Below are 12,778 nucleotides of genomic sequence, written 5' to 3'. Positions count from 1 at the left end.
CCCCCGCCCCCGCCCCCGCCGCCCCCGTCCTCCGGTCCCGGTGCGCCGGGCGTGCCGGGCGCTCCGGCGGGCGGTTACGTGCCCACCCAGCTGCTGTCGGCGCTGGGTCCCGACGGGCCGGGGGGACCGGGTGCGCCCGGGGTCCCGGCCGGCCCCGGCGCGCCTCAGCCGCCGGGTGCGCCCGGTGCGCCGAGCGCCCCCGCCGGGCCCAACCCGCCGGGGGGCACGCCTCCCGGCGGCGTTCACCATGCCGCGACGATGCTGGCCGACCCCGGTCGGATGGGCCCGGGCGCGCCTCAGGCTCCGGGCGCTCCCGTCGGGCTCGGTCCGGGTCCGGGCGGCCCGGGCGCGGTTCACCACGCTCAGACCATGCTGGCCGGTCCCGCGCAGGGCGGCCCCGGCGCGCCCGCGCCTCCGCCGGCGCCGGGAGTCCCCGGTTTCCCCAGCGCTCCCGGCGGCCCGGGCATGGCCCACGGCGTGCCAGGTGTGCCGCCGGGCGTTCCCCAGCCGCCGATGCCGCCGGGCGCGATGCCGCCGGGCGGGCCGGTGCCGGGGCAGCCGCAGGCGTACGGGTATCCGCAGCAGCAGGGGTTGCCGACGGTCGGCCCGGGCTACCAGGCGGTGCTGCGCTATCGCGCGCAGGACGGTTCCGAGCAGCAGCTGATCCGGCGTTCCGCGCCGGGCACGCCGCACCCGGAGTGGCAGATCTTCCACGAGCTGCGGGCGATGAACGTGCCGCCGGACCAGGTGCTGGAGCTGCACACGGAGTTGGAGTCGTGCGAGCTGCCGGGTGCGTACTGTGCGCGCATGATCCGGGAGCAGTGGCCGCAGGCGAGGATCACGAGCATCGCGCCGTACGGCACGGATCACGCCAGCCGACAGCAGGGCATGCGGCAACTGCTCGCGCACCAGGGCGAGTTGCATCAGGTGGCGGACGGGCCGGCGCGTCCGGCGCCGGTGCGCGCGCCGTTGCCGCCGGTGCAGGCCGTGCCGCCGGTTCCGCCGGAGGCGGTCGGGCAGGAGCTGGCGGCGGTGTTCGGGCCGGCGGTCTTCCGGTTCGAGCAGGCGGCGGTGTCGCGGCAGGGCGTTCCGCCGGTCGTCGCGCACACGCTGGTGGTGGCGGGTCTGCCGGCGGACATGGGGCCGTTCTTCTGGGCGCAGGCCCAGCCGGGGCGGCCGGTGCCGACGCTGGCGGAGCTGGCGGCGGAGCGGGGCGTGCAGCCGGCCCCGGACGCGGGCTCGTACCTCGTCATGGGCAGTGACTTCGGCAAGGCGATCTGTGTGCAGTACGGAACGGCGAACATCGTCGCCGTGCCGGTGGAGGCGGGGCCGGGCGGCGGGTCCGTGCCGCCGCAGTTCGTGAACACCGGGCTGCCGGAGTTCGCGCGCTGTCTGGCGCTGCTCGGGCGGATGTGGCGGCTGCGGTTCGGGCTGAACCAGGAGCAGGCGGGGCGCTGGACCGTCGACTTCCAGGCGCAGCTGGCCGCGCTCGACCCGGCGGCGCTGGGTTCGCCGGAGAGTTGGTGGTCGGTGCTGCTGGAGGAGATGTGGGACGGACTGCTGTGACGGGCGGTCGTTGACCCGCGGGCGGTCGAGCGGGTGACGCGAAGGGGCTGGATCCGGTCGGAGGACCGGGCCCGGCCCCTTCTGCGCGCGGCCCGGCGCAGCCCAGCCCGGTCCAGCTGAGCCCGGCTCAGCCCAGTCCAGCCTGGCTCAGCTCAGCTCAGCCCAGCCCAGCCCGGTCCAGGTGAGCCCGGCTCGGCCCGGTCCAGCCCGGTCCGGCTCGGCCCGGTCCGGCTCGGCCCGGTCCGGCTCGGCCCGGCTCGGCCCGGTCCAGCCCGGTCCGGCTCGGCCCGGTCCAGCCCGGTCCGGCTCGGCCCGGTCCGGCTCGGCTCGGCCCGGTCCAGCCCAGCCTGGCGCGGCCCCGTCCGAGCCAGCCCAGCCTCGCGCGGCCCCGGTCTTCGTTCGGCTTTCGCCGGCTCCGCGTCCGGGGCCGTCCCGTCGTGCGTTTTCCGGTCGCCACGTGCGCGGAGCCCCTTGCTGCGTTCGGACCCGCTCGCTTGTGTTCGGGGTTGGCCGTGACCTGTGCGCGGAGTGTCGCGTTATGAACACTTCCATCCGATCCATCAAGATATGCGCGACATCATCACGTCGTGTGTGTCCGTCTGGTGGCGAGGGGTTCAAGGATGAGCAGCGCATCGGTGTCACCGCCCGGGTTCGTGACCGTCCGCGGCCGCGGCTACCGGCCCGAACAGGTCGAGGCGTACACCGCCGCACTCTGCGCCGACCGTGACGCGGCGTGGGAGCGGGCCGCCCGGCTCACCGTCCTCGCCAAGCAGATGGAGGCGGAGGCCGAGCGGTTGCGTGCGGTCGTGACCGGGCTCTCGCCGCAGACGTACGACTCGCTGGGGGAGCGCGCACGGCGCGTCCTGCAACTCGCCGTCGAGGAGGCGGCGGACGTCCGCGAGGACGCGCGGCGTGCGGCGCGGGAGGACGTCGCCCGCGCCGAGACCTGCGCCCTCGAGGTGCGCCGGGCGGCCCAGGAGGAGGCGGACGCGCTGCGCGCGGAGGCCGAGGACCGCGCCCGGCAGCGACTGCTCGCGGCGCGCGCCGAGGCCGACGAGGTCCGCATCGGCGCCCGGCGCGAGGTGAAGGAGTACCGCGGGCGAGCGCTGAGCGCCCTGCGCGAGGTGCGTCAGCGCACCGCCGGCGTGCTCGCCGAGCAGGAGACGGAGCAGGCCGAGCGGTGGGCCCCCGTGGAGCGGGAGGCGGCGGAGCGGGCCGCGGCCCTGGACGCCTCGAACGCACGGGTCCTGGCCGGCGCCGAGGCGGCGCTGTCCGAGGCGGAGCAGGCGTTCGCCGAGGCGGAGGAGTCGGCCCGGCGCGGTCAGGAGGACGCCCAGGCGCGCGCCGCCGAGATCCTCGCCGAGGCGCGCGCCCGCGAGGAGCGCACCGAGCGGGAGACGGAACGGGTGCTGCGCGAGCACGGAGCGCGCGGGGAGGACGTGCAGGCGCACATGGACCACGTCCGCAACAGCCTGTCCGCCCTCACCGGCCGCACGGCCGACTGACTCCGGCGGGGCCGGCGGCCAGCCGCGCCCGACGGACACCGCACGGCCGATCCGTCGTACGCGAGGCGCGGCTGACGGACACCGCACGGCGGACTGGCGCTGCCTGGCGTTTGAGCCGTCCGCGAGCCACCGTCCGCGAGCCGGCGTCCGCGAGCGGGCGTCCACCAGCCGCCAGCCGCCAGCAGTGAGCAGCGAACAGCCGGCCGCCACCAGTGGATGTGCGAAACCGTGTCTGACCTGAGGTGTTACCGCCGGCAACCTCGCGCCCCCGGCGCGCCCCGCGTGCCCCGTGCGCCCGGCTCCCGTGCGGACCGGGAGGCGGCGTGTCATTCCTCGCGGACCGGGAGGCGGCGTGTCATTCCTCGCGGACCGGGAAGCGGCGCGGGGCCAGCGTCAGCAGGACGACGAACGCCAGGGCGGCCGCGCAGGCCGCGCCCAGGTACACGGCGTGCACGGCGTCGGCGACCGCCCGGCGGGTCGCGTCGGGGACGGCGCCGACCCCGAGGCCGCGGGCGAGCGCGTCGAGGTCGCCCGCGCCGCCGAGGCGGGCGGCCAGCACGCCGTTGGCCACCGCCCCGAAGAGGGCCGCTCCGGCCGTCTGGCCCGTCTGTCGGCAGAACAGCACGGACGCGGTGGTCGTCCCGCGTTCCGACCAGCCGACGGTCGACTGCACGCCGACGATGAGCGGGAGCTGGAAGAGACCCAGCGCGGCCCCCAGCGCCAGCATCAGCGCCGTCGGCTGCCAGGCCCGGCCGGGAAACGGCAGCAGCGGGAACGCGAGCAGGATCAGCGTTGCCGCCCCGATGCCCAGCAGCGCGGTGTCCCGGAAGCCGATGCGCCGGTAGACGTGCTGGCTGAGGGCGGCGGACAGCGGCCAGCTCAGGGTCCACACGGACAGGACGAACCCGGCGGTCACCGGCGTGAGGCCCAGCACCGCCTGGGCGTACGTCGGCAGGAACACCGTCGGGGCCACCATCAGCAGGCCCAGCGCGCCCAGGGCCAGGTTGACCGCGGCGATGGTCCGGCGCCGCCACACCCAGCCGGGGATGATCGGCTCGGCGGCACGGCGTTCGACGGCCACGACGAGAGCGGCCAGCGCCAGCCCCGCGCCGAACAGGGCCAGCGAGGGCGCCGACAGCCACGGCCAGGCCACCCCGCCCTGCACCAGCGCCGTCAGCAGCACCCCGCCGCACATGAACACCGCCAGCGCGCCGGCCCAGTCCACCCGCGCGCGCGGCCGCCCCTCCCGCCGGGACCGCCGTTGCGGTTCGTGCAGATGGCGGACGATCAGCCACAGCGCCGCCGCCCCCACCGGCAGGTTCACCAGGAAGATCCAGCGCCAGTCGGCGTAGGCGGCCAGCAGCCCGCCCAGACCGGGCCCCGCGACCGCCGAGAGCGCCCACACGGTGGACAGCTTGGACTGGATCTTCGGGCGTTCTTCCAGCGGGTACAGGTCGGCGGCGAGCGTCTGCACGGTGCCCTGCAGCGCCCCGCCGCCCAGGCCCTGCACGACGCGGAAGGCGATCAGCGCTCCCATGTTCCAGGCCAGCGCGCACAGCAGCGAGCCGAGCAGGAACAGGGACGCCCCCGCGACCAGGACCGGCTTGCGGCCGAAGGTGTCGGAGAGCTTGCCGTAGACCGGCAGCGTGACCGTCACGGCGAGCAGGTACCCGGAGAACAGCCAGGAGAAGACGGAGAACCCGCCGAGGTCGCCGACGATCTGCGGGACGGCCGTGGAGACCACGGTGGAGTCGAGGGCGGCCAGCGCCATGGACAGCATGAGCGCGGCGACCACCGCTCCCCGTCGGTGTGCCCGCGCCGGCTGCCCGGCCTCGCGTGTCGCGGTGTTCGTGTCCCCCACCGGATTCCCTCCCCGTGTCCCCGTGCCCGTACGCCCCTCGGGGCCGATTCTCCGTGCCCCTTGCACCCATTTGGCGGAACCCAGCTTCCCACTTGAGGCTCACGCGACGGGAGGGTGCAGGCTGGGCGGCCCGGAGGGTGGAGACGACCCCGAGGGCTTCTCCACCCGGCGGTGGACGGCCCTTAGGGGTGCCTCCGTACTACGGCTGGGGGAAGGTTCGTACTGGCGGAGGAGGAGACGGGACCCGAGCGGTCCTTAACCTGGCTTTACGCCGTCGACGGGGGTGGACGGCGACCGGCAGGGGGGCGGTCAGCCCCCGTGTCGGGGGGTGGGGTTAACCCCCCGGGAAGACGGGCCCGAGCACCAGCGCGCGGGATCGCCTCCCGAGACAGACTCTTCGACGTAGCGCTTCACCGGCGAGCATCACCGGGCACCGCATCACCCGGCACCGCCGCCCGCGGCGCCACACCGTTACTTCTGATATCTGACATAGGAGATTCACCGTGACATCGGCTGTGACCATTCCCAGGCACGGGGGCACTGGAGGGCGTACGGCCGTTGCCGCACGGGCGCGGCAGGTCGTCAAGGCGTACGGGACCGGAGAGACCCGGGTCGTCGCCCTCGACCACGTCGACGTGGACATCGCCCGCGGTCAGTTCACCGCGATCATGGGCCCCTCGGGGTCCGGCAAGTCCACGCTGATGCACTGCCTCGCCGGGCTCGACACCGTCTCGTCCGGGCAGATCTACCTGGACGAGACCGAGATCACCGGGCTGAAGGACAAGAAGCTCACCCAGCTGCGCCGGGACCGGATCGGGTTCATCTTCCAGGCGTTCAACCTGCTGCCCACGCTGAACGCGATAGAGAACATCACGCTGCCGATGGACATCGCCGGCCGCAAGCCCGACCAGGCGTGGCTGAACCAGGTCGTCGAGACCGTCGGCCTCGCCGACCGGCTCAAGCACCGGCCCACCCAGCTCTCCGGCGGTCAGCAGCAGCGCGTCGCCGTGGCCCGCGCCCTGGCCGCCCGCCCGGAGATCATCTTCGGGGACGAGCCGACCGGAAACCTCGACTCCCGCGCCGGCGCCGAGGTCCTCGGCTTCCTGCGCCGCTCGGTGGACCACCTGGGCCAGACCATCGTGATGGTCACGCACGACCCGGTCGCCGCCTCCTACGCGGACCGGGTGCTGTACCTCGCGGACGGCCGGATCGTCGACGAGATGTTCAAGCCGACCGCCGAGACCGTCCTGGACCGCATGAAGGACTTCGACGCGCGGGGGCGGACGTCATGACCGTGCTCAGAACCTCGATGCGCAACTTCTTCGCGCACAAGGGACGCATGGCGCTGTCGGCCGTGGCGGTCCTGCTGTCGGTGGCGTTCGTCTGCGGGACGCTGGTGTTCACCGACACCATGAACACGACGTTCGACAAACTCTTCGCCGCCACCTCCTCCGATGTGACGGTCAGCGCGAAGGGCGCCTCGGACACCGGTGAGACGACCGCCGACAACGGCAAGCCGCCGGTCATGCCGGCCGCCGTGCTCGACCAGGTCCGCAAGGTGCGGGGCGTGAAGTCGGCGGAGGGCTCGGTCTTCTCCAGCGCGGCGACCGTCGTCGACGCCGACAAGGACAGCCTGTCGCCGTCCAGCGGCGCGCCCACCATCGTCGGCAGCTGGAACGCCAACGAGGCGCGCACCATGAAGATCACCGAAGGCGCGGCGCCGAAGGGCTCCGGCCAGGTCATGGTCGACGAGGACACCGCCGACAAGCACCACCTCAAGCTCGGCGACGAGGTCGGCGTGATCACCGCGGTCGGCACGCACACCGTGAAGGTCTCCGGTCTCGCCGCCTTCCAGGTCACCAACCCCGGCGCGGCGATCTTCTACCTGGACACCGCGACCGCCCAGAAGACGCTGGTCGGCGAGCCGGACGTCTACACGAACGTCAACGTCACGGCGGCGGCCGGGGTCAGCGACGCGCAGCTGAAGAAGAACGTCGCGGCCGCGATCGGCGCCGGCTACAAGGTGCAGACGGCCAAGGAGGCCGCCGACGCCAACCGCAAGGACGTCGGCAGCTTCCTGGACGTGATGAAGTACGCGATGCTCGGCTTCGCCGGAGTCGCCTTCCTCGTCGGCATCTTCCTGATCATCAACACCTTCTCGATGCTGGTCGCGCAGCGCACCCGCGAGATCGGCCTGATGCGGGCCATCGGCTCCAGCCGCAAGCAGGTCAACCGGTCCGTGCTGGCCGAGGCGCTGCTCCTGGGCGTCGTCGGCTCCGTCCTCGGCGTCGGCGCGGGCGTCGGCATCGCCGTCGGCCTGATGAAGCTCATGAGCATGACCGGCATGAACCTCTCCACCGACGACCTCACGGTCGCCTGGACGACCCCGGTGGTCGGCATGCTCCTCGGCATCGTGGTCACGGTGCTGGCGGCCTACCTCCCGGCCCGCCGGGCCGGCAAGGTCTCCCCGATGGCCGCACTGCGCGACGCGGGCGCCCCGGCCGACGCCAAGGCGGGCGTCGTGCGGGCCGTCATCGGTCTGCTGCTCACCGTCGGGGGCGGCGCGGGCCTGTACCTCGCCTCCGTCGCCGACAAGGCCGCCGAGGGCTCGATGTGGCTGGGCCTGGGCGTGGTGCTGAGCCTGATCGGCTTCGTGGTGATCGGCCCGCTGCTGGCCGGCGGCGTGGTGCGGGTGCTGGGCGCGGTCCTGCTGAGGGCCTTCGGCCCGGTCGGACGGATGGCGGAGCGCAACGCGCTGCGCAACCCGCGCCGTACGGGAGCCACGGGCGCGGCCCTCATGATCGGCCTCGCGCTCGTCGCCTGTCTGTCGGTGGTCGGCTCGTCCATGGTCGCCTCGGCCACGGAGGAACTCGACAAGAGCGTCGGCACGGACTTCATCATCCAGAGCGACAAGGGCCAGCGGCTGACCCCGGAGGCCGTGCAGGCGATCAAGTCGACCGCGGGCCTGCAGCGGGTCACCGAGTACAAGGGCACCGAGGCCGACTTCACCACCCCCGACGGCAAGACCCTCGACAAGACGTCGATCACGGCGGCCGACCCGACCTACGCGACCGACCTGCGCGTCGAGACCGTCGCGGGCAAGCTCACCGACGCCTACCGGCCCGACTCCATGTCCGTCCACGAGAAGTTCGCCGAGGACCACGGGATCAAGCTCGGCTCCAAGATCTCCGTGGCGTTCAGGGACGGCTCCACCGCCCGGCTGACGGTCCGCGCCATCACCAGCAGCGACGGCGTCATCGACCAGGGCGCGATGTACACCTCCATCGCCACCCTGAAGAAGTACGTCCCCGCCGGCAAGGTGCCGCTGGACCAACTGGTCTTCGTCACCGCCGAGGACGGGCAGCAGGACACCGCGTACACCGCCCTGAAGTCGGCGCTGCACGGCTACCCGCAGTACACCGTGCGCGACCAGACCGACTACAAGCAGGAGCTGAAGGACCAGATCGGGCAACTGCTGAACCTGATCTACGGTCTGCTCGCCCTCGCGATCATCGTCGCGGTCCTCGGTGTGGTGAACACCCTGGCCCTGTCGGTGGTGGAGCGCACCAGGGAGATCGGCCTGATGCGGGCGATCGGCCTCTCGCGCCGCCAGCTGCGCCGCATGATCCGCATGGAGTCGGTGGTCATCGCCCTCTTCGGCGCGCTCCTCGGCCTCGGCCTGGGCATGGGCTGGGGCGCGACCGCCCAGCGGCTGCTCGCCCTGCAGGGGCTGAACGTCCTGGAGATCCCGTGGCCGACGATCATCGGCGTGTTCGTCGGGTCGGCCTTCGTAGGCCTGTTCGCGGCGCTGGTGCCGGCGTTCCGCGCGGGGCGCATGAACGTCCTGAACGCGATCGCGACGGACTAGCACCGTTGCAGTGACGGACTGGCACCGTTGCAGAACTGGCACCACGCAGCCGCCGGGGCACACGGCCCGGCGCCGAGGAGGACAGGGGTCTTCTCGGCGCCGGGCCGTCCGTGCGTCGCGGGCCGTCCGGTGCCGCTTTGCCCGTAGGGGGCGAGGGTCCGGGGCGGCCCCGGGAGGGACACGAGCCCCGCCCCGCCCCGGGGGTTGTCCACAGGCCCCGGCGAACATCCGCGCCCCGTCGTACGCTGGACGCCCCCGGCCCGTGACACGCGTCGGGCCCTTCGCGTTGCCCACCCGGACCGGTGCGCCCGTCGTCCCGAACAGGACGGGACGTGCCCGGTCCCACAGACGGAAAGCCCCCCATGAGCCTGCACGGTCTGCTCGACGCCGTCGTCAAGGACGCCGCCCTCGCGGAAGCCATCCCCGCGGCCGCCGACGGCAACCGCATGCACGTCGACCTGGTCGGCCCCCCGGCCGCCCGCCCCTTCGCGATCGCCGCCCTCGCCCGCGAGACCGCCCGCACGGTCCTCGCCGTGACGGCCACCGGCCGCGAGGCCGAGGACCTGGCCGCCGCCCTGCGCTCGCTGCTCCCGGCCGACGGCGTCGTGGAGTACCCCTCCTGGGAGACCCTCCCGCACGAGCGCCTCAGCCCCCGCAGCGACACCGTGGGCCGCCGCCTGGCCGTCCTGCGCCGCCTGGCCCACCCGCGCCCCGACGACCCGGAGACCGGCCCGGTCTCGGTCGTCGTCGCACCCGTCCGCTCGGTGCTCCAGCCGCAGGTCAAGGGACTCGGCGACCTGGAACCGGTGGCCCTGCGCCAGGGGCAGACGGCCGACCTGAACGAGATCGTCGAAGCCCTCGCCGCAGCCGCCTACGCCCGCGTGGAGCTCGTCGAGAAGCGCGGCGAGTTCGCCGTGCGCGGCGGCATCCTGGACGTGTTCCCGCCCACCGAGGAACACCCCCTGCGCGTCGAGTTCTGGGGCGACGACGTCGAGGAGATCCGGTACTTCAAGGTCGCCGACCAGCGCTCCCTGGAAGTCGCCGACCACGGTCTGTGGGCCCCGCCCTGCCGTGAACTGCTGTTGACGCAGGACGTCCGCACCCGCGCGCGTGACCTCGCCGAGCTCCATCCCGAGCTGGGTGAACTGCTCGGGAAGATCGCCGAGGGCATCGCCGTCGAGGGCATGGAGTCCCTCGCCCCGGTGCTCGTCGACGACATGGAGCTGCTCATCGACGTCCTGCCCAAGGGCGCGATGGCCGTCGTCTGCGACCCGGAGCGGGTACGCACGCGTGCCGCCGACCTGGTGACCACCTCGCAGGAGTTCCTGCAGGCGTCCTGGGCGGCCACCGCCGGCGGCGGCGACGCGCCCATCGACGTCGGCGCGGCCTCCCTGTGGTCCATCGCCGACGTCCGCGACCGCGCCCGCGAGCTCGACATGATGTGGTGGTCGGTGTCGCCGTTCACGGCCGACCTGGAACTGGAGGCGGACACCCTCCAGCTCGGCATGCACGCCCCCGACACCTACCGCGGCGACACCGCCAAGGCCCTCGCCGACACCAAGGGCTGGCTGGCCGACGGCTGGCGCGTCGCCTTCGTCACCGAGGCGCACGGCCCGGCCGCCCGCACGGTCGAGGTGCTCGGCGGCGAAGGCGTCGCGGCCCGCCTGGACAGCGACCTGACCGAGCTGAGCCCCTCCGTCGTGCACGTCTCCTGCGGCTCGATCGACTACGGCTTCGTCGACCGGACACTGCGCCTGGCCGTCCTCACCGAGACCGACCTGTCCGGCCAGAAGGCGGCCGGCAAGGACGGCGCGCGCATGCCCGCCCGCCGCCGCAAGACCATCGACCCGCTCACCCTGGAGGCGGGCGACTACATCGTCCACGAGCAGCACGGCGTGGGCCGCTACATCGAGATGGTGCAGCGCACCGTCCAGGGCGCCACCCGCGAGTACCTCGTCGTCGAGTACGCGCCCGCCAAGCGCGGCCAGCCCGGCGACCGCCTCTACATCCCCACCGACCAGCTGGAGCAGATCACCAAGTACGTCGGCGGCGAGGCCCCCACCCTGCACCGGCTCGGCGGCGCGGACTGGACGAAGACGAAGGCGCGCGCGAAGAAGGCCGTCAAGGAGATCGCCGCCGACCTGATCAAGCTGTACAGCGCGCGGATGGCGGCCCCCGGGCACGCCTTCGGCGCGGACACGCCCTGGCAGCGCGAGCTGGAGGACGCCTTCCCCTACGCGGAGACGCCCGACCAGCTCACCACCATCGCCGAGGTCAAGGACGACATGGAGAAGACGGTCCCGATGGACCGCCTGGTCTGCGGCGACGTCGGCTACGGCAAGACGGAGATCGCGGTGCGCGCCGCCTTCAAGGCCGTCCAGGACGGCAAACAGGTCGCCGTCCTCGTGCCGACGACCCTGCTCGTGCAGCAGCACTTCGGCACCTTCAGCGAGCGGTACGCCCAGTTCCCCGTGAAGGTGCGCGCCCTGTCCCGGTTCCAGACCGACACCGAGGCGAAGGCCACCCTGGAGGGCCTGCGCGACGGCTCCGTGGACATCGTCATCGGCACCCACCGGCTGTTCTCCGCCGAGACGAAGTTCAAGGACCTGGGTCTGGTCATCGTCGACGAGGAGCAGCGCTTCGGCGTCGAGCACAAGGAGCAGCTGAAGAAGCTCCGCGCCAACGTCGACGTGCTGACGATGTCGGCGACGCCGATCCCCAGAACCCTGGAGATGGCGGTCACCGGCATCCGCGAGATGTCGACGATCACCACGCCGCCGGAGGAGCGCCACCCGGTGCTCACCTTCGTCGGACCCTACGAGCAGCGGCAGATCGGCGCCGCGATCCGCCGCGAACTGCTGCGCGAGGGCCAGGTCTTCTACATCCACAACCGGGTCGAGTCGATCGACCGCGCGGCGGCGAGACTGCGCGAGATCGTGCCCGAGGCGCGTATCGCCACCGCCCACGGCCAGATGTCGGAGTCGGCGCTGGAGCAGGTCGTCGTCGACTTCTGGGAGAAGAAGTTCGACGTGCTCGTGTCGACGACGATCGTCGAGTCCGGCATCGACATCTCCAACGCCAACACCCTGATCGTCGAGCGCGGCGACACCTTCGGCCTGTCCCAGCTGCACCAGCTGCGCGGCCGCGTGGGCCGGGGCCGCGAGCGCGGCTACGCCTACTTCCTCTACCCGCCGGAGAAGCCGCTCACCGAGACCGCCCACGAGCGGCTCGCCACCATCGCCCAGCACACCGAGATGGGCGCGGGCATGTACGTGGCGATGAAGGACCTGGAGATCCGCGGCGCGGGCAACCTGCTCGGCGGCGAGCAGTCCGGCCACATCGCGGGCGTCGGCTTCGACCTGTACGTCCGGATGGTCGGCGAGGCCGTCGCGGACTACCGGCGTCAGCTGGAGACCGGAGAGATCGAGGAGGAGCCGCCGCTCGAGGTCAAGGTCGAGCTGCCGGTCGACGCGCACGTCCCGCACGACTACGCGCCGGGCGAGCGGCTGCGCCTGCAGGCCTACCGGGCCATCGCCTCCGCCAACTCGGAGGAGGACGTCAAGGCCGTCCGGGAGGAACTCGTCGACCGCTACGGCAAGTTGCCGGAGCCGGTGGAGAACCTGCTGCTGGTGGCGGGTCTGCGGATGCTGGCCCGCGCGTGCGGCGTCGGCGAGATCGTGCTGCAGGGCGCCAACATCCGGTTCGCGCCGGTGGAGTTGCGCGAGTCGCAGGAGCTGCGCCTGAAGCGGCTCTACCCCGGCTCCGTCATCAAGCCGGCCGCGCACCAGGTCCTCGTGCCCCGCCCGAAGACGGCGAAGGTCGGCGGCAAGCCGCTGGTCGGACGGGAACTGCTGGGCTGGGTCGGCGAGTTCCTGGCGACGGTGCTCGGCTCGTAGGCGCCCCCGGCGACGGCGGCCCCGGCGGCCCCGGCGGCCCCGGCGGGCACGGCGGGCCCCGGCGGGCCACGCCGGTCACGGC

At 73.3% G+C, this 12,778-nt stretch carries 6 protein-coding genes; 5 read left to right on the top strand and 1 reads right to left on the bottom strand.

The window, feature by feature from the left end; genetic code table 11:
* On the top strand, nucleotides 1-1,566 hold a 1,566-nt coding region (locus tag ACFVYK_RS36640; protein ID WP_389781062.1), incomplete at its 5' end, for an SUKH-4 family immunity protein.
* A gap of 620 nt (nucleotides 1,567-2,186) precedes the next feature.
* Nucleotides 2,187-3,071 carry a cellulose-binding protein gene (locus tag ACFVYK_RS36635; protein ID WP_389781061.1) on the top strand — a complete coding sequence of 295 codons (885 nt, stop codon included), beginning with the start codon at nucleotides 2,187-2,189 and terminating at the stop codon, nucleotides 3,069-3,071.
* Nucleotides 3,072-3,426: 355 nt separating this feature from the next.
* Here the strand turns inward: ACFVYK_RS36635 and ACFVYK_RS36630 are convergent, their stop codons facing one another.
* Complete coding sequence (locus tag ACFVYK_RS36630; protein WP_389781060.1) at nucleotides 3,427-4,932, bottom strand: MFS transporter; 1,506 nt, start codon at nucleotides 4,930-4,932, stop codon at nucleotides 3,427-3,429.
* A gap of 503 nt (nucleotides 4,933-5,435) precedes the next feature.
* Here ACFVYK_RS36630 and ACFVYK_RS36625 point away from each other — a divergent pair.
* From ACFVYK_RS36625 to mfd, 3 genes are all read left to right on the top strand, one after another.
* Nucleotides 5,436-6,224 carry an ABC transporter ATP-binding protein gene (locus ACFVYK_RS36625; RefSeq protein WP_389781059.1) on the top strand — a complete coding sequence of 263 codons (789 nt, stop codon included), beginning with the start codon at nucleotides 5,436-5,438 and terminating at the stop codon, nucleotides 6,222-6,224.
* Nucleotides 6,221-8,800, top strand: a complete 2,580-nt coding sequence (locus tag ACFVYK_RS36620) for an ABC transporter permease (RefSeq protein ID WP_389781058.1) — start codon at nucleotides 6,221-6,223, stop codon at nucleotides 8,798-8,800. The genes ACFVYK_RS36625 and ACFVYK_RS36620 overlap by 4 nt, the downstream gene beginning before the upstream one ends.
* Before the next feature lie 362 nt (nucleotides 8,801-9,162).
* A complete protein-coding gene (mfd, locus tag ACFVYK_RS36615) occupies nucleotides 9,163-12,696 on the top strand; it encodes a transcription-repair coupling factor (RefSeq protein ID WP_389781057.1) in 3,534 nt (1,177 codons plus the stop codon).
* Nucleotides 12,697-12,778 lie beyond the last annotated feature (82 nt).

The sequence above is a fragment of the Streptomyces sp. NPDC058291 genome, assembly GCF_042880855.1.
Classification (GTDB): Bacteria; Actinomycetota; Actinomycetes; order Streptomycetales; family Streptomycetaceae; genus Streptomyces.
Note: the sequence above shows the minus strand (reverse complement) of the source record. Positions and strands in the feature narration are given on the sequence as shown.